Source organism: Acinetobacter sp. RG5, assembly GCF_031844265.1.
Classification (GTDB): domain Bacteria; phylum Pseudomonadota; class Gammaproteobacteria; order Pseudomonadales; family Moraxellaceae; genus Acinetobacter.
Window position 1 is genome coordinate 115,215 of sequence record NZ_JAUZUV010000001.1, and the last position, 26,357, is coordinate 141,571.

A 26,357-nucleotide genomic window follows, 5' to 3' on the forward strand; every position below is an offset into this window, starting at 1 on the left:
GATTTTGATCGATTGTTTTACTCAATTGCTTGGCAAATATTACCGTTCACGCAAGGCTTCTTTGGCTTTATTAAATGGCTTGATCAGATAATCCATCACGGTTTTTGAACCAGTACGAATATCCACGGTGGCCACCATCCCTGGAGTAATATTGAACTCCTGCCCGGCATTATTGCTGAGCTTGTCGCTATCGGTACGGATATACACCCGATAATAAAATTGATCCTGCTTGACTTCATCACGCAAGGTATCCGGTGAAATCATCGCAACTTTACCATTCAACCCACCATAGATCGAATAATCATAAGCTGTAATTTTAACCAATGCTTCCTGATCAGGGCGAATAAAGGCAATATCACGCGGCGAGATTCGTGCTTCAACCAGTAATTTTTCATCCAGTGGCACGATGGTCATCAACTTGCCATTTTGTGGAATCACGCCGCCCAGCGTCATCACATCAATCTCTTTGATGACACCGCGAACCGGTGATTTAAAAACAGTTCGGCTCAAAGTATCCGACTTGCCACGTACCACCTGTTGCTGGGTTTCTACATCAGTATTGCCTTTGGACAATTCTTCCCGCGCATTCACATAATATTGATTACGGATATCATTCATCTGATTACGCAGGTCATTGGCTTCACGTTTTAGACGCAACACTTCAACCTCACTGGCTGCCCCTTTGGCGACCAAGGGAGCGGTCATTTCCAGTTCTTGCTGCACCAGTAACAAAGCCTGTTCCAGGCCTGCAACAGATTCTTGCAAATTGGCTCGACGCGACTGATACAGGGCCGTTTCTTCTTTAACCAATTTGGGGTATTTCAACACTTCTTCAGGAAAGACCAACGGTGCGCCGGTGACTTCCGCACGTAAACGGGCTGAAGTGGCACGCGACGACACCAGCAAGGATTCTGATTCACCGACGTTAGATTCAAAGCGGGTCGGATCAAGCTGGGCCAATACTTGCCCACGCTCGACAATCTCACCTTCTTTGACATTGAGTTTGGTCAGAATACCGCCGTCCAGAGACTGAATCACCTGCTCTTTGGATGATGGAATTATTTTCCCGGTACCGGTAGATACTTCTTCCAATTTGAATAACCAGGCCCAGCTCAGCAATACCAATAGGCCAATGCCGATAATCCAGATGATGACACTTGATTTGGGTAAGGGCGGTTCCTGAAAGCTGACCTTGCTGGAACGTTTTAGTTGCTGTAGTTCACTCATGCACTTGCTCCCACAATCCGCTTATTACCACCTTGTGACTGATTCAGGATCTGATCCCGTGGTCCATCCATCACAATCTTGCCATCATTGACCACCAGAATACGGTCCACCAGTTCCAATACCGCACGGCGATGAGTGGCGACGATCATCGTACGATGGGTTAAATACCCTTTAAGATGATCAATCAACTGTTTTTCTGACACATCATCAATGGCAGCGGTCGGTTCATCCAGTAGCAAAATCTTTGGTTGACGAATCAACAACCGCGCCAATAACAAGGCTTGGCGCTGTCCACCAGAAAAGCCGACACCACCCTCTAAAATGATATGATCCAGCCCTTCTTTTTTCTCCTGTACAAATCCCAGTGCACCGGTAATTTGTAAGGCTTCCAGAATTTGCTGATCGGTGGCCAAAGGTGCACCCAAAGTCAGGTTTTCACGAATTGAACCATAAAATAACTGCGAGTTCTGATTTAGCAAACTCATATCACGCCGCACATCTGACGGATCAATCAGGGTCAGATCAATCCCATCCAGCTTGACCTTGCCCTGTAACGGTGTCTGCATCCCAGACAAGAGCTGCAACAAGGTCGATTTTCCTGCACCATTACGGCCCAGAATTGCAATTTTCTCCCCGGGCTTGATCTCTAGCTTGGGAATCATCAAACTCGGTTTCGGATCATCATCGCCATATTTGAACACCACACCGTTGAGCTCATAATGCCCATCCAGTGCCGGACGATGAATCAGGTGCGAATAATCCGGCTGGTCCACCGGTTTTTTCATGAGTTCATCCAAACCAGCCTTGGCGACTTTAGCCTGTTGCAAGCGACCCAGTACACCCGTAATTTGTGAAATTGGTGCCAGCATGCGTGAAGATAGAATCGAACAGGCCACCAGTGCGCCTGTGGTCATGTCACCCTCCATCACCGCAAAAGCCCCGACCAAGACTACAATTGCAAAGGTCAGTCCCTGAATTTTTTGGGTCCAGGCGGTCATCAAGCCGACAATTTTACGTTGCTGCATGCTGACATCGGCTGACACTTCATTCATATGATTCCACTGGTTCTGGAAACGCGTTTCAGCTCTTAACAGCTTGATGTCTTCAATTGCTTGTACAGCTTCTACCAGCAAGGCATTGCGGATGGCAGATTCGCGCATGCCCAACTGAGCCAGCTGTGCCAATTTTTTCTGCGCCAGAATTCCCGGAAGAATCATTAAGGGTACAACGAGTAGCATGACCCAGAACAGATTGCCACCGATCACCCAGAAGATCCCTAAGAACAGGAAGAAGAATGGCAGATCGGCAATTGCTGTGACTGTGGTTGAAGTCACCAGTTCGCGGACGCCTTCCAGCTCACGAATTTGTGAAATAAAGGTTCCTGTTGATTTGGAACGTTCGCTGTTTTTAATCCGTAATGAATGACCAAAAACCCGGTCAGAAATTTTTAAATCCGCACGTTTACCAATAATGTCTGACAGATAGATCCGCGAGACACGTAATACAAATTCAAAAATCGCAGCGATCAGCACGCCACCGGCCAACACCCATAACGTCGGAATAGATTGCGATGGAATGACACGGTCATAGACATTCATCGAGAAAACTATCGTGGCCAGTGCCAGAATATTGGCAATTAAAGACGCAAACATCACATCGATATAGCGCTTCCAGTCATTCAGGACAATCGACCAGAACCAGTTTTTCTCAAAGGGTTTGATATATTCATCCACCCGCGCATCTGGAACTGAAGATTCAGGACGCAGCACATAAAGATGCTTTATGCCAACCTCTAACTGTTCAATCGTGAAACTTTGAGATAAACCTTCATCACCACTGAGCTGGATGCTGACATTGCCCTGTGTGTCGATGCGTTCAATCACCCCCACATCACCACTATCGAATTCAACCAGTAAAGGTAAACACCATGGATTCAGCAGGCTGCACTCAAATTTATTTTTACGGACATTTAAACCCATCTGACGACTGACTATCTTGAGCATGTCATCGATGTCATGATGCTGGTTCCAGTCCAGTTGCAGGCGTATCCGCTCCTCAGAAGGCTCGATCCGGTAATGCCGGGCAATATTTAAAACTGCCTGAAGCCAAGGTTGATAATTTATTATTGTAGTACTCATGGCTGAACTTCAAACCCCTGAATAGAAATGCTGTTAAGCGCGTAAATATCCCGTGTACGGCCCGTGACCTGAATGTACTGTACGATCGCCGAGTAAATGTCATAGCGTGCCGATTCAATTTCCTGCGCGGCACTATGAATGGCTTGCTCTGCATTCAGCAAATCCACTACGGTTCGGGTACCCAATTTATATTGTTCTTGATACAGCTCTTTGGTGCGTACCGTGGTTGCGCGGCGCTGGGATAAAACCCCCATTTGTTTTTGTTTATTTTCAATCTGCTCGCGGATCAAGCGCACCTGATCCTGCACATCCAGATAGACCGTATTGACCTGTGCGCGTGCAGCTTCTTCGGCATAGCTTGCGGCACGGGTCTGTGAACGCGTTGCACCACCCTGATACAAATTACTGCTGGCTTCAATCATGACTGAATTATAAAAGCCATCATCTTCATTATTATTTGGATTCCGTTCATTCATCGCCTGACTTAGACTACCTTTAACACTAATGGTCGGATAAGGGCTTAGCCGCGCCTGATCTTTTTGCAAACGGGCAACATTGACCCCGGCATGGGCCAGAATCATGTTCGGAATCTGGGTAAATTCCGGATCCTGATAAAGATCGGCCTGTGCCACAATACGATCAGGAATATCCCATTCAACAGTGGATACATCAAATCCTAGCAAGGTACGCAAGCGTTGTTGATATTGTCTGAGCTGGGTCTGCTGTACAATCAGATTCGATTGCGCTGCTTCCAGATTGGACTGGGCCTGAATCGGGTCGGCCTGACTGCTGATTCCGGCGCGGGCACGCAAATTGGCAATTTCTGCAATCCGTCCAATGCCCTGAATCTGCTGTTGGGCAATCTGGGTGATTTGCTGATAACGTTTGATATTCACTATTGCATCTGCTACTTCAAATGCAATCTGATCTAAACTAACCAGCACTCTTGCCTGTTCTTCTGCCAAGCGGGCTTCTTCCACACTGATATTGGTTTTAATTTTGCCAAAGTCATACAGCATCTGGGTGGCATTCAAAGAAACGATTTGTCGTCCACGTTCACCGGAAGTGAGATCCCCTGTCCCGATACCACCGGACACCTGCGGATAATAACCCGCTCTCGCTACATCAATATTGGCTGCCTGCGCAGATAATGTCGAAATACTCTGGGTGATTTCAGGACGTCGTTGCACTGCCCGGTGTACGGCTTCCACCAGATTCATTTTTTGTGGAATGCCACCTGTGATCGTAGGACTTAAAGCTGACTGTCCTGACTGTGGTCGGGTAATTTACGGCAGCTCAGCTACTTTTGATGTATCTAATGAATAATGACCAAGCGACGTGATATCAATGCTATGCGCTGACCGTGTCGGTTTGGGTGCAATCAGCTGGCCCAAGCCATTCTTGAGATTGGAAAAATAATGGGGTGAGTTTTCTGCATGCGCCAAAGACACAGATAAAGGCAAAAGAAGAAGTATCAATCTCTTTCTTTTTTGATCTGTTTTCCCCTGATTTTTTTTTAAAGTGTTCTGCCCTAAATCGCATAATTATGTAATGTTTCTTGTTTTAGCCTAACAATATATCAAATCCTTTTAAAAGAAATCTTTTTCACTTTGATTTGAGCAAAAAAAAACCTGCATCCGACAACTGGCGTCTGATGCAGGGTTTTTATATAAAGCAGGATTATTTAAACAGTGAAATCATCACCCAGATAAACTTTTCTCACAGTCTCATTTGCCAGAATTTCTTCTGGTGTGCCTTCAGCAAGCAATGCGCCTTCACTGACAATATAGGCATGCTCACAAATCGCCAGCGTTTCACGCACGTTATGATCGGTAATCAGTACCCCAATTCCGCGATCTTTCAAGGTCGTAATAATATCCTTAATATCTCCGACCGAAATCGGATCGACACCGGCAAAAGGTTCATCGAGTAGCATAAATTTTGGATCAGCCGCGAGTGCACGCGCAATCTCGGCACGACGTCGCTCCCCACCGGATACACTCATACCCAAGGAATCTTTGATATGGGTGATTTTAAAGTCTGCCAGTAGCTCCGCCAGACGTTGCTGACGTTGTGCCTTGGTCATATCTTTACGGGTTTCCAGAATCGCCATAATATTTTCGGAAATTGTCAGTTTTCGGAAAATCGAAGCTTCCTGCGGCAAATAACCAATTCCCTTACGTGCCCGTTCATGCATTGCGAGGTCGGAAAGATCTAGATCATCGAGATAGATTTCCCCCTTATCCATCCGCACCAGACCGACCACCATATAGAAACTGGTGGTTTTACCGGCGCCATTTGGTCCCAGCAACCCAACAATCTGGCCACTTTCCATGCTGAACGACACATCTTTCACTACCCAGCGTTTATTATAGTTTTTCGCCAGATGCTTAATGGTTAAGGTTTGAACCTGCTGCGATTGCTCCATTAATCACGCGCTCCCGGGAAGGATGTTGAACTAGAGGGTGGAATCACGATTTGTACACGGCCAGACGATGAACCGGTTTTGTTTGGTGTTCCGGTAGCTTCGATATCGCCTTTGTTCATGCTGTATTTTAAAGTCGCACCACGAATACTAGCACCGTCCTGTTGCAGGAAGGCATTACCTGACAAGGTAATAATCCCGGTTTCAGCATTGTAGACAATTTTCTGCGCCTGACCTTTGGCAAGACCTTTGGCCGGATCCACTTTTTGCTGGAACTGTGCCGGGCTGCCTGTCGCTGTAATCAGGCTGATCTGACGCTTATTGTTCAGATTGGCCACAATCGAATTGGCTTGCAGCTTCATGGTGCCCTGTTCAATGATAACGTTGCCCGAATACGTCGTCACACCCGTCCGCTCATTGAAAGTCGCCCGGTCAGCCAGCAAAGTGATTGGCTGGTTACGGTCAGATGGCAGTGCAAAAGCAGCGATTGAACCGAGTCCAACCACAGTCGCCAGCGTCATACGCTTCAGGAAAGTGTGCATCATTTTGGCTTTAGGAGTTTGGTTCATACTTTCCTCGAATATTAAAGAATTCGTATTGACCATCATTAAGATTGGCTTTAAGACCCTGGCTGACGAATTCAGCCTGTGGAGATTCCACAATCACTGTCTTGTCTGTTTCAATTTCACGTGTTTTCGGAAAAGCAGTCAGTTCTTCAGTACGAAACTGCATTTTTCCATTTTGCATGATTTTGGTGGCGAGCACTTCTTGAGAGAGTACAACTTTTGTATTGTCATCATAACCATGCGCCATTTTGGCAAAGAAAGTCGCATCGACTTTACCATTGTCATAGGTCGATGCTCGCAGATTTTCCAGCTTTGAGGTTTCTAGCTGCAGGTTCTGCTCGAGTTGGTCCACTTGGGCACGAACCGACACCTGGCCTGCTTCATCCGTCTGGGTTAAGTTAATATTTTGAGCGGAATAGGTCATGCTGCGCGCAGAGTCTGCCTGCAGCTTGTTGCCCTTGCCGCTGTAATAGTAATAACCACCACTTATTGCGGCAATAATCACAGCCGTAATATATAAAACTTTAGTATCCATAAGCGGTGTACTTAATCCAAAAGATATGACTTATTAATAAGGCGCACGAGTATATTTTTCAAGTAACTCTTGGTACATGCCTTTGGACATTAACAACATATCGCAGATTTCACGCACCGCACCACGTCCACCCTGCGCCTGAGTCACCAGATCGGCACGGCGACGAACTTCGACATGACCATTAGGCACGGTCACTTTCATGCCGGCAATGGCAAAAGCAGACAGATCAGGCCAGTCATCGCCCATGTACAGGCAATCTTCAGGATCAATATTAAGCTGCGCACAGGCTTCACGAAGTGCTGTACCTTTATCTTCACGCCCCTGATAGACCAAATCAACACCCAGATCCGACATACGCTTTTCTACGATATTGCTTTTACGTCCGGTGATAATAATCACCTTGATTCCCGCCTGCTGAACCAGTTTCATGCCCAGACCATCACGAATGTCAAAGGATTTGATCTCATCGCCAGTATTGGTCAGCGTTACAAAGCCATCACTTAAAATACCATCTACATCAAGCACCAGTGCTGCAATATGACGTGCCTGTTCTAATAATACATAAGATGCCATTTATTAATTTACCCCAGCCTGAATCAGGTCATGCATACTAATCACGCCAATGACTTTATTGGCATCATCAACAACTACAAATTGATTAATTTTATGTTCATTCATACGTTCCAGTGCGACCACTGCACGTGCTTCCTGAGAAATGGTCAACGGATTTTTGGTCATCACGTCCTGAATAGCCAGATTGACATCAAAACCTTGCTGCTTATCAATCAAGCGACGCAAGTCACCATCGGTAAAAATCCCCAGCAACACATCATTTTCATCGACGACTGTGGTTAAGCCCAAGCGCTTGTTGGAAATTTCGTACAATACTTTATTCATGGCGGTATCTGGCGAGACTTTAGGTAAATCTGCGCCAGTACGCATCAGATGCTTCACGTGCAATAACAGACGCTTACCCAGCGCACCTGCAGGATGTGACAAGGCAAAATCATCAGCGGTAAAACCACGTGCATCCAGCAGCGCTACAGCCAGAGCATCACCTAGCGCTAAAGTTGCGGTTGTACTCGAAGTCGGAGCCAGACCGAGCGGACAGGCTTCCTGTAGATTGCCTAAAGTTAACGCTACATCGGCATTTTGTGGCATTGGACCTTTGGCATCACCGCTGATGGTAATTAAAGGAATTTCCAGACGCTTGATCAAAGGCATCAGCATCATGATTTCATCACTCTTGCCCGAGTTGGAAATGGCAATCAGCACATCTCCCGGCACCAGCATGCCGAGATCACCATGCCCTGCTTCGCCTGGATGCATAAAGAATGAAGGCGTACCTGTAGAGGCAAAAGTCGCCGCCATTTTACGGCCAATATGTCCGGATTTTCCCATCCCAGTAATCACCAGACGACCTTTGCACTGCAGGATAATTTCACATGCCTGACTAAAACGCTCATCGATCTGCGTGGCTAAAATCTGTAATGCATGCTCTTCGATACGCAGTGTTTCAAGTGCGACTTTCTGGAAATCTAGTTGATTCGCTGTTTTTTGTGGATTCAAAGCCTGTTTACCTACGCTAAGGACAGAGAAAAACTCTGGTTTGATGGGCATAATTTTCGCAATTTTAGCATAGCTATGCAATTGTAAGCTTTCTAAATGTAGAAGATTCGACGGATTTTTAATATATTCAGATTGTATTCAACTTGCACAATCTGGTATCTCCATCTCTACATTCGCTCCATTTTTAAATTGGTTAAATGCGCTTGTTTTTATTTTTATAGAAATATAATTACACTATTCGAAATAGGTTGGGTTCAAATAAAATCTTACTCATCCAAATACAACTTAAGCACACTGGCAGACATTATCTCTAAAAATGTGAACCTAATATCCCCCCATTTCACTTCCTAAACCTCTTTTTTATAAATCACTCTCATCACCTAACTACCCTAAATAACTGAGGCTTTTTACGCTTTTATCTTTATGAATAATTATGCTTAGGTTAAGATGATTCATCCTTTTATTTGAAGTCTTTTGAACAGCTATGCAACCATTTGTTCTATATAACTCAGAGCAACGCAAAAAAGTAGAATTCTTACCTCGTGTTGAAGGTCAAATTGATCTGTATGTCTGTGGTATGACGGTTTATGACTACTGTCATATTGGACATGCACGTACAGTGGTTGCATTTGACTATATTATCCGTTTCCTGCGTAGCCAAGGCTGGAAGGTCAAATATGTGCGTAATATTACGGATATTGACGATAAAATTATTAAACGTGCCAATGAAAATGGCGAAAGTATCTCAGAATTAACAGGTCGCTTTATTGATGCGATGAATGAAGACTTTGCCAAACTGGGCTGCCTTGCACCTGATGTTGCACCTAAAGCGACAGATTACATCGATCAAATGCAAGATATGATCGGCAACCTGGTCGACAAAGGTACGGCTTATCCATCCAATAATGGCGATGTCTACTTTGAGGTCGAGAAGTTTGCCAAATATGGTCGTCTGTCTGGCCGTAAATTAGAAGATATGCAAGCCGGCGCGTCTGAACGTGTCGATGTTGAAGTCGAAAAGAAACACCCGTTTGACTTTGTACTGTGGAAACATGCCAAGGAAAATGAACCGTCATGGGCATCTCCTTGGGGCAATGGCCGTCCAGGCTGGCACATCGAATGTTCAGCAATGTCGACCTGCTGCCTAGGCAATCATTTCGATATTCATGGCGGTGGTGCTGATCTGACTTTCCCGCACCATGAAAATGAAATTGCACAATCTGAAGCATCTACTGGCGAACAGTATGTTAATTACTGGATGCATGCCGGATTCATCAATGTCGATGGCGAGAAAATGTCGAAGTCTTTAGGCAATTTCTTCACCATTCGCGACGTGATTGAAAAATTCCATCCGGAAGTGGTACGTTATTTTATTGTATCTTCACACTATCGTAGCCCGGTGAATTACTCGGATGTTGCCTTAAAAGAAGCGAAAAATACCTTATCTCGTTTCTACCACTCATTTAAAACCTATCAGGCGATTTATGGTGATCATCTAGTTGAAACTCTGGATGAGGCTTTAGTTGAACGTTTTAATACCGCTATGCGTGATGATTTCAATACGCCTGAAGCGATTGCGGTATTGTTCGAAATCAATAAAGAGCTAAATCGTGCCGTGAAAGAAGAAAATGCGGAACAGGCAGCAATCTACTACGCAACTTTACGCCATCTGACCAACATTCTCGGTCTGGTACAGCAAAATGTAGATGAGTTCCTCAAATCTGACATTGGTCAAGAAGCTCTAGGATTGTCACCTGAACAAATTGAAGATTTGATTCAACAGCGTCAGGATGCCAAGAAAGCCAAAGAGTTCGCACGTGCGGATGAGATTCGTCAATCTTTACTTGATCAAGGCGTGGTACTTGAGGATACCCGTCAAGGTACAGTTTGGCGTCGTGCTGATTAATTAATCAAACAGATTTATAGAGAGTTGACACTGCTGTGGAATTCTCTATAATTCACCTCATTGCGGGAATAGCTCAGTTGGTAGAGCATAACCTTGCCAAGGTTGGGGTCGGGAGTTCGAGTCTCCTTTCCCGCTCCAGAATACGAAAAACCCTTATCGAAAGATAAGGGTTTTTTATTGTGTTTGAAAAAAATTTATTAATAAAATGCATATCTCAAATCACTTATTCATCCTCTTTTACCCTGACAATTTTTTTGGGTTATTTATGACAAAGTGCTATTGTGGATAAACTTTAAAACTTTCAATCCCTTTCATAACGATATCGTTTCATGACTTATAAATTAAATGCTCGTCATCTAATTCTAGATCTTTTATATGCCTCTAAAAACTCCACCCTGTCTATTAAGCGGATATTAACTGCTGCTGAATTATTGGGTATATCTGACAATGGTATCCGTGTCGCTGTGGCCCGATTAAATCAGGAAAATGTGATTCAAGCTGTAGAGCGCGGCGTATATCAATTGCTAGAGAAAAAATTCGATACTTCTTTTATCAGCTTAAACAAACACCCTGATATGCAAACGGCGACCACATGGAACGGAAAATATGTATTGGTCTATACCGGCACTTTGGGACGTGTAGACCGTACTGCCTTATCTAAAAGAGAAAAAGCGCTACGTTATTATGGTTTTCAGGAACTAGAGCAAAATGTTTTTATTCGTCCCGATAATTTAACACTAAACCTAAGTCCATTAAAAACAGCTGTAATCCAGTTTGGATTAGATCCTGACGCACGTTTTTTCCAAATCAGTCAACTGGAAAGTGAAACCGAAGTTCGTGATTTATGGGATATCGAAGCGCTACATCAGACCTATCATGCAGTACAGCATGATATCAATGACTGGTTTGAGAATTACCAAAATCTGACTTTAGGAGATGCTGCAAAAAGTGCCTTTTATCTAGGTAAATCTGCCCTGTTTAGTTTACGTGCTGATCCTTTGCTTCCTGCAGAATGGATAGACACCGATGCCCGACAACAATTTGAGCTCGCAGTCCGCAAAATAGAAAAACAGGGTCAACTTTTATGGCAACATTATTTTAAAGACCAAGGGGTCTAATTTATTTCTATTTTTATACACAAAAATAAATTGACTGTAATATTTCATCCAAATATATTGAATACAGCAATAAGAACTAAATATAGGCAGAAGAATGAACAGCAAGGTCAGTGTCACAGAACTTTTTAGTCGTGATGAAATTAAAGAACTCACCACGACCTCAGACTTGCACGGTGCCTGGGCAGTAGGTTCGACATGGACCGTAATTGTCATGACCTTTGGCACGGTAGCCTATAGCTGGGAATATTTACCTACGTGGGGGAAAGTCCTGATGTGCGCGCTGGCATTGGCCATTCTTGCTGGACGCCAGCTTGCCATGGCTATTTTGATGCATGATGCCTCGCACCATAGTCTTTTTAAAACCAAATGGTTGAACACTCATTTGACTGACTGGCTCTGTGCACGCCCGATCTGGAATGATGTCGGCAAGTATCGTCCCTATCATCTGAAACATCATGCTAAAACCTCGCAGCCAGATGATCCTGACTTGGGGTTGGTAAAAAATTTTCCCATTACTCAAAGCTCACTATTCAGGAAATTCTTTCGTGATCTGAATGGGCAATCTGGACTTAAGTTCCTTGCAGGTCGAGTATTAATGGATCTGGAATTATTGGAATGGAGTGTTTCCAACGACCCCAAGCCAATTCCGCGTGGTGATCGCAGCAATCTAGAGTTAGCGAAAAACTTGCTGAAAAATAGTTCCGGTATGCTCATCTCAAATGCAGCAATTTTTTCTGCACTGTGGGCCAGCGGACATCCTAAACTATATTTATTATGGCCTCTTGCCTATATCACTCCATTCCCCTTGTTCATCCGCATCCGCGCCATGGCTGAGCATGCGGGCCTAGAAACCAGTCATTCTGCCCTGAGCAATACTCGAACGACCCGTGCAGGCTGGCTGGCACGTGCTTTTGTTGCACCAATTCATGTGAACTATCATATTGAACATCATTTAATGGCCTCTGTTCCGCATCAAAAGCTGGCAAAAATGCACCAGATGTTAAGAGAGCGTCAGTATGTCGATGCTCCGCCAAGTTATCTGGATGTGATTCGCTCACTTTTAAAAAATAATCAATTTTCCTGATGCTTAGATTATTCAATTTCAATGCTGATGGTTTTCGGCATGTGAATGCGGATGTGAGGATTGTCCCCGATGTTCCGGCGGACAATCTTCCGCTTCGATCTGCAAGGTCATCTCGGTAATATGATGCTCATGGTGGAGCATCTCAAAGGCCTGATGACGCAGTTTCTGATAATCCACATTCGGTGCAACCAGATGCACAGTCAGCATGACTTTTTTGGACGTAATCGCCCAGACCTTGAGCTGATGAATATCTTGGACCCCATCAAGCGCCAAAAGATCGTGATGTAATTTTTCAATATCAATTTCCTCGGGCACACCTTCAAGCAGAATATTGATGCTCTGTTTCAGCAAAACCCAGGTTCTTGGCAATACCCAAAATCCGATTAATACTGCAATGAGTGTATCTATCCACATCCAGCCGGTGAAATAAATCACTAGCGCTCCAATAATCACGCCTACAGACCCCAGTGCATCACTCAGCACTTCCAGATAAGCGCCTTTGACATTGAGACTTTCCTGACTGCTAGACACCAGAATTTTCATGGAAATCAGATTAATGATCAGCCCCAAGATGGCTACGATCATCATGCCCAAACTCTGGATTTCCGGCGGATGACTCAAACGCTGATAAGCTTCAAACAAAATATAAATCGCAACCACAAACAGCATTAAGGCGTTAAACAAAGCAGCCAAAATCTCAAAGCGCTGATAACCAAATGTCCGTTTATTGTCTGCCGGTTTTTGTCCAATTTTGATAGCGACTAAAGCGATAGCCAGTGCAGCAGCATCGGTAAACATATGCGCAGCATCAGAAAGTAAGGCCAAACTTTGAGTTAGAAAACCAGCAATCACTTCCACAATTAAAAAAGTGGTGGTTAATCCCAGCGCTATTGATAATTTTTTGGCATTTTTTGCAGTCACGGTCACATGACTATGCTCATGATGATGTGAATTCCCCACCGGCCCCTCCCTCCTTCTTATTCAACGAGGACTGTATCCTCAGCATCTTTTCAAGTTTTGTTCTGATTCATATTACGCTTGAATTTTACCTATTTAAGTAGGTTTTTTATGAACTGTTTTATCAGTCGACATTAGATTAAAGTTTTAGCTTTTTCATGTTCTGCCAGCCAGGCCTGTACCGAAGCACGCTTAAAATTACGCTCGACATATTCTATTATTTTCACAGGAAGTTTCACCTGATGGCTCAACAAACGATGCAACATAAAGGCCAGATCAAAGTCTGCAATTGACCAGTGTTCAGTCAACCATATGTCCTCCAGCATATATTCTGCCACATTCACCAAGCGCTGAATTTCTTCAGTGATCGGAGCTGTAAGAGGTATAGACATTTTTGCTAGATGAAATACCGAATCGGAAGGCATCTGCTGGCGGATTTGCATAAAATCGGTTTTGACCAAGGCTTGTATGGCCCGACATTTAGCTCTAGCATAAATTTCCTTAGGATATAAGGCTGGATAATTAGGTGCTGGAAAGGCATCTTCCAAGTATTCAGTGATCGCCCATGATTCAAACAGGCTAAAGTTATCTACTATTAAACACGGAACTTTAGCACTTGGACAAATGGCTTGATAAGCCGCAGATTTCTGTTGCTGCTGATCTAAATCAATCACGATTTCCTGAAAATCTAAACCCTTTTCTTTTAAGGCAACATAGACCGACATGGCATAAGGGCTGATTCTATTTTTATCGACATATAAACGTATATTTTGCATATCCTTGTTCCTGATAGGCTTGTTGTTTTTATTCAGTACGGCAGTCTTACTCTACTCTCTTTCCTATACAAAAGGAAAATGACCCACTTCATGTAGCGATCACACAAAAATGTTTATACAGTTGCCGATAGTGCAGCGATGTTCATTATTTTCTATTTTGCACAGGATCGGTAGATAAAGCCTTTTATTTTGCTTTTGATTCACGTTAAATTAAATCATTCTCTTGATATCAAAAAACTATGCTGAACTTAGCCCACCTCCCCGATACCGTGTATGCCATTCAACATCTGGCTTTTGAAGACTTAGGCGCTTGGGAAGATATTTTTTATCAGCTCGGCTTACGTGTGCGTTATTTCGAAGCTGGTATTGATGATCTCACCAAGGCTTTTGAACATCCCGGATTAACCGTTATTCTCGGTGGCCCGATTGCAGTCTATGAAACTGAGGATTATCCTTTCTTACAGCAAGAAATAGACTTACTTAAAGTTCGCCTGGAAAAGAACTTACCGACGTTAGGCATCTGTTTAGGTGCACAGTTAATTGCTGCTGCATTGGATGCCAAAGTCTATTCCGGGCATACCAAAGAAATCGGCTGGTCTAAACTTAAGCTTGCTTCTGTTGAAAATAATCCGCTGCAAGCTCTCGAAGATATCGACGTCCTGCATTGGCATGGTGATACCTTTGACCTACCTGAACAGGTAGAATTACTGGCCAGCTCTGATCTTTATCCAAATCAGGCCTTTCGGGTAGGACAGAATATTCTAGCACTACAATTCCATGCTGAAGTGGCCAGTGAAAGTTTAGAGAAATGGCTGATTGGACATACCTGTGAGTTACGCAAAGCCCAGATCAATATCCCTGCCTTGCGGGCGGATCATCAAAGCTATGCGCCCGCGCTTGAACAGGCAGCCAGTTCGGTATTGATGCATTATTTAGAAAACCTGCAACTTAAATAACCGTAATAAAAAAGCACCCAACTGGGTGCTTTTTTATTTGTCATTTTTACTTTTTCGGAGCAGGTACAGAAGCCTCGGTAGTAATGTTCACTGTAATTTTATCGCCCACATTTGGAACATAACCGCCTACCCCAAAGGCTGAACGGTTAAATGAAGTGGTTGCATTAAAACCAATCGTTTGTAATTTGGTCATTGGGTGTACACCTTGTTTATTTAAAACTGCATCCAGTATCACAGGCTTAGTGACATCTTTCACGGTTAAGTTACCGGTGATTTTGTATTTGTTTTTGCCTAGAGCCTGAACTTTAGTACTTTTAAAAGTGATATTCGGATATTTGGCAGCATCAAAAAATTCTGCTGTCTTAATATGGTCATCCAGTGCTTTCACATTCGTATTAATGCTTGCAACCGGGATATTCACATTGACCGAGGAATTCACAGGTTTTGCATTATCAACATTAATCGTACCCTGGATGTCACTGAAGTTTGCAGATGGTGTAGAGAAACCAAAGTGGCTCCAAGAGAAAACAGTTGCTGAATGAGTCGGGTCAATCGTATAGGCCACTGGTTTTGCCATAGAAATTGTTGCTACAGATGCGACCGCCAAGCCTAATGCTAATGTTTTGAAATTCATGTTTTTATCTCACGTTTTGGATGTTATTAAGTGTATAGAATCTGGAACCGTTTACAGCCCTAAAGATAAAACGTTTTGTTGCAGTGATGAAACGATAAAATTGTAAGTATTTTTTTTAATTTTTGAGCTTTAATCCATACGGTACTGGATGAATCCAGTTTTCTTGGCGACTTTGTTATACAACGCTTGTGCCTGATGATTTGATTCCTGAGTCAGCCAGTAAACCCGGTCGCAATTACGCTGCTGTGCAACCTGATAGACATGTTGAATCAACTTACGCGCCACACCCTTTCCCCGATAGTCAGGATGGGTAAATAGATCCTGCAAATAAGCATATGGTCTTACTGTCCAGCTACTGTTATGTTCAATGACATGCACAATCCCTACGACCTTTCCATCAATCAAGGCCGCAAAACCGTACATTGAATCTAATTCATAATTGGTTAATTTATCCCAGGTATTTTTACTTACCTCATCCGAAATTTGCGTCTGATAAAAGCGTTGATAGTCTTGCCATAAAAATAGCCATTCCGGCTGTGATATTTGCTCTAGAGATTTGATCTGGATCTGGGGCTGTATATTCATGTTTAACCGCTTCTTTGGCTTATTTCTTTAATTTAAGTCGTTTCGATAGTGGTCGCTGAATTTTTATAGCGGCCTAAACTTAGCTTTATCTCATCTGGTGCTCATAAGCAACCTGTCAGATGAAAATCATCCGGCATAAAAAAAGCCCCAATCAGGGACTTTTCACGCTTTATGTTTAAAGTTTTTCAACCAGAATACGATCAACCTGTTTTAGGCTAGTCGTCTTTTCATGATTTTTACGACGCACTTTAATGACCTTTTCTTCGGCTAATTCTTGCAGCATTAAATCAACTGCAACCATCGCTTCAAGAGCTAACTCCTGTCCGATCCACTTGAGTTCGCCTGCATCCATTAAAGTAATTTCATCGTTAATTTGTTCATACAAGCTCATGTTCTTCTCACTCTTTCATTTCGACTATGGGAGAACCTTCTAACAGTTGCCACATGAAAACAACGCTAAAAAGCGAAAAAATAAAAGACGCCCCAAAACTGGAGCGCCTTTTAATAAACCGCCTAATCAGTTGATTATGCAGTAATCTCTTTTACAGCTGCTACCACTGCTTCAGTGGTAATCCCGAAGAACTGGAACAGATCTTTTGCAGGTGCAGATTCACCATAAGTGGTCATACCGATGACGCGACCATCAAGACCCACAAATTTCCACCAGTAATCTACATGCGCAGCTTCAACAGCAACACGTGCGCGGATGTTTGATGGAAGAACCGCTTCACGATAAGCTGCATCTTGCTTCATGAATTCTTCAGCGCATGGCATAGAGACTACACGTACACCTTCAAGTTGTGCATACGCTTCCATTGCCAAAGATACTTCTGAACCCGTTGCAATAATGATCGCTTTCAATTCGCCTTTTTCTTCAGCCAGTACATAACCACCTTTCGCAACGTTCTCGATTTGTGCTTGAGTACGGGTCTGGAATGGCAAGTTTTGACGAGAGAAGATTAATGCCGTTGGGCCTTCTGAACGCATTAAAGCTGATTTCCAGGAAATCGCTGCTTCAACAGTGTCACATGGGCGCCATGTATTCAGGTTCGGTGTACCACGTAAAGATGCGATTTGTTCAACCGGTTGGTGTGTTGGACCATCTTCACCCAGACCGATTGAGTCATGCGTATAAACATGAATTACGCGCTGTTTCATCAGAGCAGACATACGCACTGCATTACGTGCATATTCCATAAACATCAGGAATGTTGCTACATACGGAATGAAACCACCGTGTAGTGCTACACCATTGGCAATTGCAGTCATACCAAACTCACGTACGCCATAGTGTACGTAGTTACCTGCCGGATTGTCCTGTACGCCTTGCGCACCTTTCCATAAAGTCAGGTTAGAGCCTGCAAGGTCAGCAGAACCGCCAAGCACTTCAGGCAAAGAAGGCACAAGTGCTTGCAACGTATTTTGGCTGGCTTTACGCGTCGCAATCGTTTCAGCTTTGGCATTCACTTCTGCAATATAGGCATCCGCTTTTGCAACGAAGTCAGCCGGTAATTCACCAGATAAACGACGTTTAAGCTCAGCTGCTTCAGTTGGATATTTTGCAGCATAAGCAGCAAATGTTTCGTTCCAAGCTGCTTCTGATTCAGCACCTTTAGCTTTCGCATCCCAAGCTGCATACACATCTTCAGGAATCACAAATGCTTCGTCAGTCCAGCCTAGTGCTTCACGAGTCAACACGATTTCGTCATGACCGAGTGGTGCACCATGACTGTCTTCTTTACCTTGCTTGTTTGGTGAACCCAAACCAATCACGGTTTTACAGATAATGATGGTTGGTTTAGCAGTTTCAGCTTTCGCCTCAACAGTTGCCTGACGGATTGCATCTGCATCGTGACCATCAACTTTAATCACTTGCCAGCCGTATGCCAGGAAGCGTTGTTCTGTATCGTCAGAGAACCAGCCTTCCACTTCGCCATCAATCGAGATGCCATTGTCGTCATAGTAAGCAATCAGTTTGCCCAGACCCAATGTTCCTGCCAAAGAACATGCTTCGTGAGAAACACCTTCCATCAAACAGCCATCGCCAAGGAAGCAGTAAGTGAAGTGATCTACAACTTGGATGTCGTCTTTGTTGAATTGCGCAGCTAGAGTTTTTTCAGCCAGTGCAAAACCGACAGCATTCGCGATGCCTTGACCTAAAGGACCAGTCGTCGTTTCAATCCCTGGTGCATAGCCCAACTCCGGGTGACCAGGTGTTTTAGAATGAAGTTGACGGAATGCTTTAAGATCTTCAATCGAAAGATCGTAGCCCGTTAAATGAAGAAGCGCATATTGAAGCATAGAGCCATGGCCATTTGATAATACAAAACGGTCACGGTTTGCCCAATTCGGGTTGGTCGGGTTATGGTTCATGAATTCACGCCAAACCACATCAGCGATATCTGCCATCCCCATTGGAGCACCTGGATGTCCTGAGTTTGCTTTTTGCACAGCATCCATTGCCAATACACGAATTGCGTTTGCAATACGACGTTCATTAAGCGGGGTTGTCATAAATCAGAGTCCAAAATATTCAGAAATAGGAAATGATGAAAAGACTTTCAAAACTGCTGTCTATTGTCTTAAAAAAACAGCGAGGGGTAAAGACTAACCAACAATATTTATCAGTTTATTGAGTGTCTCTTGCCTTATCGTACAATTATTCCACATTTCTTCTTCGGCTTTGATTCGCTCTACTGGTTTACAGATTGAATTATCCTGCATTTCAAAAGCGACTTTAATTTCTGTATCTGGATTTCAAGCTGATAAACAGGATTGAATTTATGCTGATTTTATTTCTATTTTATATGTCTCACATCATTATTTTTAAAGAAAATCTATACAATTCACTGATCTATTCATAATGTAATTTATACTAAATTTTATAAAATATTGGCAGGATTGTTTGATATACAGGTGAAAATCTAATTTGCTTAGGCTAATTTTATACTTCGGCAGACTTATTGAACCTGACAGTCTTTAGGCAAATAACGCTGCTGAATATCAGTGGAATAACATTTACCACTATGAACATCAAAAGCGACTGATTTCCCGCGAATCGCAGTATCTACACCCTGCTCTCCTATCTTGAACTCTATCCGGCACGCGGCATTAATAATCACTTTTTCGATATATTGGCTAGGACCACCAATCTCGCGACCAGCATCACAGTGTTGATCCGAAGCAATGAACTGGGTTCGATATGCTCCAGCCTGCTCAAACACTTCTGCTAATTGATTCCGCACGACATAAGCTTGATGACTCATAAAAGCCATCGTCACTAAAATCGCGATGATGATGAGCACGATCAGCACTTCAATCAGGGTAAATGCCTTTTGATACATGATTTCTGATCTCCGTACAGTCTTGCTCCAACAAGAAGTCCATAGCAAAAGATATCGCCATTCCTAAACAGCTAATGTGGAAGACTTAGCGCTAATATGAAGACACGCTTGAACATCGACAAGACAGTTGGTCGCAAGGCGCACAGTCTGAATCTGCTTTATTGGTGTAATGATCACTTGCTTAAGTAAATTTTAAATTTTGAGCTTTGTATTTTTTCTATCATCTATTTTTTAAGATTTAATCGGAAATCTAAGCATTTAATTTTATGACAGTCTGATGGATTAAAATATTGTTGCTTCATATTCCTCAATCAATAATGCTGTCTAAATAGATATATCAATTTTTTTAATTCTATTAATCAATTAAAAACACAATAATTTGAAACAATTTCGACCAATTTTATCGTGTTAAGCTAGTCCTAGAGCGCAACTCGATGTAACATATCGGGTCTTTAAAATTAACTGTGATAGGACTATGCGCGAGTACGCTGTATTTACTTCGGAATCTGTAAGCGAAGGCCATCCAGATAAAATGGCTGACCAAATCAGTGACGCTATTTTGGATGCAATCTTAAAAGAAGACCCATATGCACGGGTTGCTTGTGAAACGCTTGTAAAAACAGGTGCGGTTGTACTTGCCGGTGAAATCACAACGACAGCAAATGTTGATTTTGAGGCAATTGTACGTCATACCGTAAACGGAATTGGTTATCACCATTCTGATCTTGGTTTTGATGGTTCAACCTGTGCCGTGATCAACATGATTGGTAAACAGTCACCTGAAATTGCTCAGGGTGTAGACCGCCAGAAACCTGAAGATCAGGGTGCCGGCGACCAAGGTTTAATGTTCGGTTATGCAAGCCGCGAAACTGATGTATTAATGCCTGCACCGATTTCATATGCGCATCGCTTAATGGAAAAGCAGGCTGAATTACGCCGTAATGGCACCTTGCCATGGTTACGCCCAGATGCAAAAAGTCAGGTAACTTTTGCTTATGAAAATGGCGTACCAGTTCGTTTAGATGCTGTCGTTCTTTCGACTCAACATGATCCTGAAATCACTCAAGCGAACCTGAAAGAAGCTGTGATTGAAGAAATCGTGAAAAAAATCATTCCTGCTGACATGTTCCATGCAGACACCAAATTCCACATCAACCCAACGGGTATGTTTGTGATCGGTGGTCCTGTAGGTGACTGTGGTTTAACTGGCCGTAAAATTATCGTAGATACCTACGGCGGTATGGCACGTCACGGCGGTGGTGCTTTCTCTGGTAAAGATCCCTCTAAAGTTGACCGTTCTGCTGCGTACGCAGGTCGTTATGTGGCGAAAAATATCGTTGCTGCTGGCCTGGCTGACAAGTGTGAAATTCAGGTGTCTTATGCAATTGGTGTTGCTGAGCCAACTTCAATTTCAATCAATACCTTCAATACTGCAAAAGTCTCTGAAGAATTGATTATTGCACTGGTTCGTGAACATTTCGACTTACGTCCATATGGCATTACCCGTATGCTTGACCTGATCCAGCCGATGTATAAGCAAACTGCTGCTTATGGTCACTTCGGTCGTGAAGGTTCTGATACTGCATTTACCTGGGAAAAAACTGACAAAGTGGAAGCGCTTAAAGCCTCTGCTGGTCTATAAGTTTTTCTTTAAAAAAGCCTGCATCATGCGGGCTTTTTTGATGTCTTTTATTTTTTCATTCTTAAAATTTTTTCTGGCTCATGATAACAAATATCTAAATACCAAGCTTCATACTATAACCTGACTTTTGAATGATACTTTTGAAACTCCCCTCTCTGTGAATATCACTCTTCCATGAAACTTAAAACAACTTCCGGCTGTGCCATTACAGTATAAGTATCGAAAAAAGTTACAGTTAATCAACAAATGTTGATCTATTTGCTAGCATAAATCTAAATAAATGGCTGCTAAATTAGATTGCAGCTCTACAACAACAAAAGGATATTACTCGATGAATAAATTACTGATTGCTTTAGGTTTGGCGACCACTGTTGCCTTAGTCGGCTGTAGTAAAGAAGAAGCGCCTGAAACCGGCGCAACCACAGGTGAGCATTTAGAAAATGCAGCCAATCAAGCCGGCCATGATATGGAAGATGCCAGCCGTGAGGCTGCGGTAGAAACCGAACGAGCAATGGATAATGCCGCAGAAAATACTGCTCAGGCAGCGGACGAAGCAGCTGCTGCAACGTCTAGAGCAGCAGATGCCACTGCGGAAGCAGCACGTAAAGCAACTGCAGCAACTGCTGCGGCAGTTGAAGAAGGTGCGGGAGACGTTCGGGAAAAAGCTGAAAACTGATTTTAGCATTCAGTTTGATGTTTAAAAGCCTGCGATTGCAGGCTTTTTTATTAGGGATGATTTTAAATAGCGAATGATCTAAATTGAAATTGCATTAATTCTTGATGGGATCATTTTTTATCTAAATGAGTCGACAAAATCAGATAAACTGATAAAACTTATCAAGTATTAGAATGACTTAATTGTGATTCACTCGGCAAAACGGGCTGCATTTAAACTGAAATTCAGTAGAATACCAGCCTTTATTTTTAATAATTTAATCTCCCATGTCAGTCATTGTTGCTGCTTCCCAACGGTCGAATATTTCGGTCTGGGCAGCTTTTATCTTGCTTATCATAGGTACAATCGGTGCCTATCAAATCGTAGGCTTAAATCAGGCTCTATTATTCTTGATTGGTGGTGCACTGGGCATGACCCTGTACCATGCTTCATTTGGTTTTACTTCGAGCTGGCGTGTCTTTATCAAGGAACGTCGCGGCCATGGTTTACGTGCACAAATGATTATGCTCGCTCTGGCGGTCCTGCTGTTTTTCCCGGCTTTAGGTGCAGGTGAATTATTCGGCAACCCAGTTAAAGGTAACGTTAATCCTGTTTCCATGTCAGTCATGATTGGTGCCTTTATTTTCGGTATCGGCATGCAACTTGGTGGCGGCTGTGCATCAGGTACGTTGTATACTGTAGGTGGCGGTAGCGCACGTATGCTGGTGACGCTCTTGTTCTTCTGTATCGGGTCTGTGATTGCGACCTCGCACCTTGACTGGTGGTTTGCCCTGCCACATCTTGAACCGATTTCACTGGTAGAAAGTTTAGGCGTTCTCCCTGGATTACTGTTGAGCTTTATCGTTTTTGCCATCATTGCTGCAGCAACAGTTTATTTCGAAAAGAAACGTCATGGCAGCCTGGAAATTGAGCCACGCAGTGAATATCAGGGCTGGAAGCGCTTTGTTCGTGGTCCATGGCCTTTGATTTGGGGCGGTATTATTCTGACCTTGCTCAACTTTGCTACGCTGGCACTCGCAGGTCGTCCTTGGGGCGTAACCTCTGCGCTGGCAGTTTGGGGTGCCAAAGGTGCTACGCTTGTGGGTGTTGATGTAGCTTCTTGGGATTATTGGCAAAAAGCAGGCAATGCCAAAGCACTGGCAGAATCATTATGGTTTGATATTACCTCAATGATGAACTTCGGTATCATGCTGGGTGCTTTGTTGGCAGCAAGTTTGGCAGGTAAATTTGCGCCGAATTTCAATATTCCAAAACGTTCACTGATTGCTGCTGTTATAGGTGGCATAATGCTGGGCTATGGCGCACGCCTGGCCTACGGTTGTAATATCGGTGCATATTTCAGTGGAATTGCGTCGGGTAGTCTGCATGGCTGGTTATGGCTGGTCTTCGCTTTTATTGGTAATGGGATCGGGGTAAAACTTCGTCCGATTTTCTTCCCGAATGAAAAACCGCAGCCTGAAAAACTGACCGGTTGCTAATGCTTAAAATCAAAAAAGCCCATCTGTGATGGGCTTTTTTCTGGCTTTAGGATTTACAGCGCAGCTTTTAAATTACAGCCATAACCCATGGTCTGCTGAACCTGACGATAAGTCGTATAACGATCCAGAATAAAGGTATAAAAATGATCAGCATCAGAGAAATTAGCTTTTAAATTTTCATTCTTGGCATTGGGCAATTTAATGTCATCGACCAGTTCCAGATTGTAATGTCCCAAACGGAACATATCGGCAAAATAACTATTCATCATATCGCAATAGGCGATTTTACTAGGTTTTAATGCGGTACTGCTAACGAGATGCTGGTTCAAGCTTTGCAGATTATTGACATCTAAAGGAAACTGGTGTGCGAAAGCAATGCTTTCGACTTTCTTAAATTTCTGAAAGTCTTGGGCTAACTGGACATTGAGTGCATCAAAACGTTGCTGCAGTTCCTGTGCGGTCTGAACCTGATATTTGGCTGGATCTACGACCGGTTTTTGTGGTTGTTCCGAACATGCAGTTAATCCAGTGAGCAGCGCTAATGACGTTAGCCATACCTTCATGTTTATACACTCAATTTAAATATACCAATGCTTATTATGCCTGAAAGCAGCTTGATGTACTGTTTAAAGTAATTTCTCATTCATATAACGCCAGTAGCGCTTTGGCACATATTGAATATGCAATTTCATGTTCTTGCGCGCCTGAATATTCACACTGTTAAAATAGTCTTTCCAGAGCTGATCATATAGCAGCTCTTGATCATCCAGTTCAATACTAAATGATTGACTATGACCAATCCGGATTTGTGGATCGATTATTTCAGCGTTCATCTCGACCTGATGCATCTGCCTTAAATCATAATAAATACCGTAATTACGCTGCTCGTCATAAATCAGCCAGCTTTGATCCTGATAACGCTCCTGAAAATGTCGGGAAATAATCGGCAAGACATTAAAATCCGGTCTGACCAGACTCAGAAACAAACCATCTTTGGCTTTTTTAAAGCGTACAAAAGCCTCCATACGATGCTTTTCCCGCCCCACTTGCTTGGCCCATTGCGACATGCCGATCACCGCAGTATGACCATAATCTTTATCGACTGGACGCTGGTTTTGAAAGACATAGACTGCAAAATCAAAAAGAGTCTGGAACGCTGCTTCCTGCTCTGACAAAAACGTATAGTAAAAAGCACGCAAACTGCTGGAAGATACTTTCTGCTTTAATCCCTGCCACACCCGCTGCCCATGCTGATCATTAGAGGCCACATGGATAAATTCATCAAATAAACCTGTTTGTGCTTGAGGATTGGCCGTCACTATCACGTTAAATTCTTTAAACTCGAAAGCACGAAATACACAACTGAGCAGACCAGTCATGCTGCCATCAAAACAGTAACTTGCCACTAGAAACCCAATCCTAATTGAGGTGAAAGTTGCTGCTGATATTTGGATTGTCCTGACATCAAAATTTGCTGGCGAATCTGATGGGACTGCTGATCTTTCTTAAATTTCGGTGTATCTGCACAGCGGATAAAATGCTGCGCCCGGTTATAAGCCACGCCCATGCGTTTTAGCTGGTCAATATGAATCTGTCCAAAACGGCGGGCCTGTACAATTTTCTGGGCAGAACGCACGCCTATGCCGGGTACCCGTAAAATCATTTTATAGTCGGCACGGTTAATATCGACTGGAAAGGCTTCAGAATGACGCAAGGCCCAACTGAGTTTAGGATCAATCTCCAGCTCCAGATTCGGATGCTGATCATCGACAATTTCATCAGCAGCAAAGCCATAAAAACGCATCAGCCAGTCAGATTGATACAGACGGTTTTCTCTTAATAATGGCGGTGCTGAGCCGATAGCAGGTAAGGCTTTATCTTCGGGATTAATCGGGATATAGCCAGAGAAATACACCCGCTTCAGCTTAAATTCCTTGTAATGCCGGTCAGCCATTAAAATAATGTCCTGATCGGTTTCACTATGCGCGCCCACCACCATTTGTGTAGTTTGTCCGGCAGGTACAAATTTTGGAACGGACTTAATCAGCTTGCGTTCATCTTTGAGCTGGATCAACCGGTCACGCACAATGCCCAAGTCTTTTTGTACTTCGGCATGGGTTTTCTCAGGCGCAAATTTTTGCAGTCCCGCCTCCGTCGGCATTTCCAGATTAATACTCATACGATCGACATACAGTCCAGCTTCGGTAATGATCTCCTGTGATGCACCCGGAATAGTTTTCAGATGGATATAGCCATTAAAGTTTTCTTCGAGCCTAAGTTTTTTGACCACCTGCAGCATCCGCTCCATGGTGTGATCGGCTGATTTAAAAATCCCCGAACTGAGAAACAGCCCTTCAATATAATTACGCCGATAAAAATTCATGGTCAGATCGACGACTTCCTGCACAGTAAATGCAGCACGCTGGACATCATTGGAACGGCGCGAAACACAATAGGAACAGTCAAAAATACAGACATTAGAGAACAGAATTTTCAATAAGGACACACAGCGGCCATCTTCGGTATAACTATGGCAGATGCCATTCCCGGTATTGCCCACGCCCTTGTCTTTATTTTTACGGTTGCTACCGCTGGATGAGCACGACACATCATACTTGGCAGCATCGGCTAAAATTTGCAGTTTTTCACGGATACGATCAGACATGAGCTCAGAGAATATGTGACCAAAAAGCTATTATAAAGTGTTCAATTCTAGGCTAATAAGAGTTATATCTTCTTGG

24 protein-coding genes, 1 tRNA gene and 1 pseudogene are annotated in these 26,357 nt (G+C 43.4%); 8 read left to right on the forward strand and 18 right to left on the reverse strand.

The genetic code is table 11. From position 1 onward, the window contains the following. Positions 1-39 precede the first annotated feature (39 nt). From Q9R21_RS00545 to Q9R21_RS00580, 8 genes and pseudogenes are all read right to left on the reverse strand, one after another. Positions 40-1,227, reverse strand: a complete 1,188-nt coding sequence (locus Q9R21_RS00545) for an HlyD family efflux transporter periplasmic adaptor subunit (RefSeq protein ID WP_311203488.1) — start codon at positions 1,225-1,227, stop codon at positions 40-42. After that, entirely contained in the window at positions 1,224-3,365 is a 2,142-nt protein-coding gene (locus Q9R21_RS00550; protein ID WP_311203489.1) for a type I secretion system permease/ATPase, read from the reverse strand. The genes Q9R21_RS00545 and Q9R21_RS00550 overlap by 4 nt, the downstream gene beginning before the upstream one ends. Beyond that, positions 3,362-4,828, reverse strand: a pseudogene (locus Q9R21_RS00555) (TolC family outer membrane protein). The gene Q9R21_RS00550 and the pseudogene Q9R21_RS00555 overlap by 4 nt, the downstream one beginning before the upstream one ends. Positions 4,829-5,049: 221 nt before the next feature. Continuing rightward, positions 5,050-5,793 carry an LPS export ABC transporter ATP-binding protein gene (lptB, locus tag Q9R21_RS00560; RefSeq protein WP_005104345.1) on the reverse strand — a complete coding sequence of 248 codons (744 nt, stop codon included), beginning with the start codon at positions 5,791-5,793 and terminating at the stop codon, positions 5,050-5,052. Continuing rightward, positions 5,793-6,359, reverse strand: coding sequence for a lipopolysaccharide transport periplasmic protein LptA (gene lptA / locus Q9R21_RS00565; RefSeq protein WP_004646679.1), 567 nt, complete (start codon positions 6,357-6,359; stop codon positions 5,793-5,795). Before lptA ends, lptB begins: the two co-directional genes overlap by 1 nt. Continuing rightward, positions 6,343-6,891 (reverse strand): LPS export ABC transporter periplasmic protein LptC, encoded by a 549-nt coding sequence (gene lptC / locus Q9R21_RS00570; protein ID WP_311203490.1) that lies wholly within the window; start codon positions 6,889-6,891, stop codon positions 6,343-6,345. Before lptC ends, lptA begins: the two co-directional genes overlap by 17 nt. A 33-nt stretch (positions 6,892-6,924) precedes the next feature. Then, entirely contained in the window at positions 6,925-7,464 is a 540-nt protein-coding gene (locus Q9R21_RS00575; RefSeq protein WP_004279958.1) for an HAD family hydrolase, read from the reverse strand. A 3-nt stretch (positions 7,465-7,467) separates the two neighbouring features. Continuing rightward, positions 7,468-8,511, reverse strand: coding sequence for a KpsF/GutQ family sugar-phosphate isomerase (locus tag Q9R21_RS00580; RefSeq protein WP_311203491.1), 1,044 nt, complete (start codon positions 8,509-8,511; stop codon positions 7,468-7,470). Between the two features lie 433 nt (positions 8,512-8,944). Between Q9R21_RS00580 and cysS the strand changes: the two genes are divergently transcribed. The 4 genes from cysS to Q9R21_RS00600 all read left to right on the forward strand — a co-directional run bounded on the left by cysS (position 8,945) and on the right by Q9R21_RS00600 (position 12,568). Further along, positions 8,945-10,366, forward strand: a complete 1,422-nt coding sequence (gene cysS / locus Q9R21_RS00585; protein WP_311203492.1) for a cysteine--tRNA ligase — start codon at positions 8,945-8,947, stop codon at positions 10,364-10,366. 62 nt (positions 10,367-10,428) lie between these two features. After that, positions 10,429-10,504 (forward strand) — tRNA-Gly (locus tag Q9R21_RS00590). Positions 10,505-10,695: 191 nt separating this feature from the next. After that, complete coding sequence (locus tag Q9R21_RS00595; RefSeq protein ID WP_311203493.1) at positions 10,696-11,484, forward strand: hypothetical protein; 789 nt, start codon at positions 10,696-10,698, stop codon at positions 11,482-11,484. Positions 11,485-11,578: 94 nt separating this feature from the next. Continuing rightward, on the forward strand, positions 11,579-12,568 hold the full coding sequence (locus Q9R21_RS00600) for a fatty acid desaturase family protein (protein ID WP_005107238.1): 990 nt from the start codon (positions 11,579-11,581) through the stop codon (positions 12,566-12,568). Positions 12,569-12,586: 18 nt separating this feature from the next. On the opposite strand, the gene Q9R21_RS00605 is transcribed toward Q9R21_RS00600, so the two are convergent. Beyond that, entirely contained in the window at positions 12,587-13,528 is a 942-nt protein-coding gene (locus Q9R21_RS00605) for a cation diffusion facilitator family transporter (RefSeq protein ID WP_311203494.1), read from the reverse strand. Between the two features lie 131 nt (positions 13,529-13,659). Continuing rightward, positions 13,660-14,301, reverse strand: coding sequence for a glutathione transferase (gene yfcF, locus Q9R21_RS00610; protein WP_004729879.1), 642 nt, complete (start codon positions 14,299-14,301; stop codon positions 13,660-13,662). Between the two features lie 239 nt (positions 14,302-14,540). Between yfcF and Q9R21_RS00615 the strand changes: the two genes are divergently transcribed. Then, entirely contained in the window at positions 14,541-15,257 is a 717-nt protein-coding gene (locus Q9R21_RS00615) for a glutamine amidotransferase (protein ID WP_311203495.1), read from the forward strand. A 46-nt stretch (positions 15,258-15,303) separates the two neighbouring features. Here Q9R21_RS00615 and Q9R21_RS00620 read toward each other — a convergent pair whose 3' ends face one another. The 5 genes from Q9R21_RS00620 to Q9R21_RS00640 all read right to left on the reverse strand — a co-directional run bounded on the left by Q9R21_RS00620 (position 15,304) and on the right by Q9R21_RS00640 (position 19,820). Beyond that, the gene (locus Q9R21_RS00620) at positions 15,304-15,891 is read right to left on the reverse strand and encodes a YceI family protein (protein ID WP_311203496.1); all 588 of its coding nucleotides are present in this window, start codon (positions 15,889-15,891) and stop codon (positions 15,304-15,306) included. A gap of 129 nt (positions 15,892-16,020) precedes the next feature. Then, on the reverse strand, positions 16,021-16,476 hold the full coding sequence (locus tag Q9R21_RS00625) for a GNAT family N-acetyltransferase (protein ID WP_311203497.1): 456 nt from the start codon (positions 16,474-16,476) through the stop codon (positions 16,021-16,023). Between the two features lie 175 nt (positions 16,477-16,651). Continuing rightward, a complete protein-coding gene (locus Q9R21_RS00630; protein ID WP_311203498.1) occupies positions 16,652-16,867 on the reverse strand; it encodes a hypothetical protein in 216 nt (71 codons plus the stop codon). A gap of 134 nt (positions 16,868-17,001) precedes the next feature. Continuing rightward, a complete protein-coding gene (tkt, locus tag Q9R21_RS00635) occupies positions 17,002-18,990 on the reverse strand; it encodes a transketolase (protein WP_311203499.1) in 1,989 nt (662 codons plus the stop codon). A 446-nt stretch (positions 18,991-19,436) separates the two neighbouring features. Then, positions 19,437-19,820, reverse strand: a complete 384-nt coding sequence (locus tag Q9R21_RS00640) for a pilin (protein WP_253144731.1) — start codon at positions 19,818-19,820, stop codon at positions 19,437-19,439. Positions 19,821-20,295: 475 nt separating this feature from the next. Between Q9R21_RS00640 and metK the strand changes: the two genes are divergently transcribed. From metK to Q9R21_RS00655, 3 genes are all read left to right on the forward strand, one after another. Continuing rightward, positions 20,296-21,462, forward strand: a complete 1,167-nt coding sequence (metK, locus tag Q9R21_RS00645; protein ID WP_004646663.1) for a methionine adenosyltransferase — start codon at positions 20,296-20,298, stop codon at positions 21,460-21,462. 331 nt (positions 21,463-21,793) lie between these two features. Beyond that, positions 21,794-22,138 carry a hypothetical protein gene (locus Q9R21_RS00650; protein ID WP_004646662.1) on the forward strand — a complete coding sequence of 115 codons (345 nt, stop codon included), beginning with the start codon at positions 21,794-21,796 and terminating at the stop codon, positions 22,136-22,138. A gap of 266 nt (positions 22,139-22,404) precedes the next feature. After that, positions 22,405-23,616: a YeeE/YedE family protein gene (locus Q9R21_RS00655; RefSeq protein ID WP_311203500.1), complete on the forward strand. Its 1,212-nt coding sequence runs from the start codon at positions 22,405-22,407 to the stop codon at positions 23,614-23,616. Between the two features lie 53 nt (positions 23,617-23,669). Here Q9R21_RS00655 and Q9R21_RS00660 read toward each other — a convergent pair whose 3' ends face one another. The 3 genes from Q9R21_RS00660 to Q9R21_RS00670 form a co-directional block, all read right to left on the reverse strand. Next, a complete protein-coding gene (locus Q9R21_RS00660) occupies positions 23,670-24,179 on the reverse strand; it encodes a hypothetical protein (RefSeq protein WP_004646660.1) in 510 nt (169 codons plus the stop codon). Between the two features lie 63 nt (positions 24,180-24,242). Beyond that, positions 24,243-25,022, reverse strand: coding sequence for a TIGR03915 family putative DNA repair protein (locus Q9R21_RS00665; RefSeq protein WP_004279976.1), 780 nt, complete (start codon positions 25,020-25,022; stop codon positions 24,243-24,245). Beyond that, positions 25,022-26,281, reverse strand: coding sequence for a putative DNA modification/repair radical SAM protein (locus Q9R21_RS00670; protein WP_311203501.1), 1,260 nt, complete (start codon positions 26,279-26,281; stop codon positions 25,022-25,024). The genes Q9R21_RS00665 and Q9R21_RS00670 overlap by 1 nt, the downstream gene beginning before the upstream one ends. Between the last annotated feature and the right edge of the window lie 76 nt (positions 26,282-26,357).

Bases quoted from the DNA above. Each gene is read 5' to 3' on its own strand.
- lptA (WP_004646679.1), bottom strand. From the start codon at position 6,359: ATGAACCAAACTCCTAAAGCCAAAATGATGCACACTTTCCTGAAGCGT.
- Q9R21_RS00545 (WP_311203488.1), bottom strand. From the start codon at position 1,227: ATGAGTGAACTACAGCAACTAAAACGTTCCAGCAAGGTCAGCTTTCAG.
- Q9R21_RS00655 (WP_311203500.1), top strand. From the start codon at position 22,405: ATGTCAGTCATTGTTGCTGCTTCCCAACGGTCGAATATTTCGGTCTGG.
- metK (WP_004646663.1), top strand. From the start codon at position 20,296: ATGCGCGAGTACGCTGTATTTACTTCGGAATCTGTAAGCGAAGGCCAT.
- lptC (WP_311203490.1), bottom strand. From the start codon at position 6,891: ATGGATACTAAAGTTTTATATATTACGGCTGTGATTATTGCCGCAATA.
- Q9R21_RS00640 (WP_253144731.1), bottom strand. From the start codon at position 19,820: ATGTATCAAAAGGCATTTACCCTGATTGAAGTGCTGATCGTGCTCATC.
- Q9R21_RS00625 (WP_311203497.1), bottom strand. From the start codon at position 16,476: ATGAATATACAGCCCCAGATCCAGATCAAATCTCTAGAGCAAATATCA.
- Q9R21_RS00620 (WP_311203496.1), bottom strand. From the start codon at position 15,891: ATGAATTTCAAAACATTAGCATTAGGCTTGGCGGTCGCATCTGTAGCA.
- Q9R21_RS00550 (WP_311203489.1), bottom strand. From the start codon at position 3,365: ATGAGTACTACAATAATAAATTATCAACCTTGGCTTCAGGCAGTTTTA.
- lptB (WP_005104345.1), bottom strand. From the start codon at position 5,793: ATGGAGCAATCGCAGCAGGTTCAAACCTTAACCATTAAGCATCTGGCG.
- Q9R21_RS00670 (WP_311203501.1), bottom strand. From the start codon at position 26,281: ATGTCTGATCGTATCCGTGAAAAACTGCAAATTTTAGCCGATGCTGCC.
- Q9R21_RS00615 (WP_311203495.1), top strand. From the start codon at position 14,541: ATGCTGAACTTAGCCCACCTCCCCGATACCGTGTATGCCATTCAACAT.
- Q9R21_RS00600 (WP_005107238.1), top strand. From the start codon at position 11,579: ATGAACAGCAAGGTCAGTGTCACAGAACTTTTTAGTCGTGATGAAATT.
- Q9R21_RS00595 (WP_311203493.1), top strand. From the start codon at position 10,696: ATGACTTATAAATTAAATGCTCGTCATCTAATTCTAGATCTTTTATAT.
- Q9R21_RS00575 (WP_004279958.1), bottom strand. From the start codon at position 7,464: ATGGCATCTTATGTATTATTAGAACAGGCACGTCATATTGCAGCACTG.
- tkt (WP_311203499.1), bottom strand. From the start codon at position 18,990: ATGACAACCCCGCTTAATGAACGTCGTATTGCAAACGCAATTCGTGTA.
- Q9R21_RS00650 (WP_004646662.1), top strand. From the start codon at position 21,794: ATGAATAAATTACTGATTGCTTTAGGTTTGGCGACCACTGTTGCCTTA.
- Q9R21_RS00580 (WP_311203491.1), bottom strand. From the start codon at position 8,511: ATGCCCATCAAACCAGAGTTTTTCTCTGTCCTTAGCGTAGGTAAACAG.
- Q9R21_RS00660 (WP_004646660.1), bottom strand. From the start codon at position 24,179: ATGAAGGTATGGCTAACGTCATTAGCGCTGCTCACTGGATTAACTGCA.
- Q9R21_RS00630 (WP_311203498.1), bottom strand. From the start codon at position 16,867: ATGAGCTTGTATGAACAAATTAACGATGAAATTACTTTAATGGATGCA.
- cysS (WP_311203492.1), top strand. From the start codon at position 8,945: ATGCAACCATTTGTTCTATATAACTCAGAGCAACGCAAAAAAGTAGAA.
- yfcF (WP_004729879.1), bottom strand. From the start codon at position 14,301: ATGCAAAATATACGTTTATATGTCGATAAAAATAGAATCAGCCCTTAT.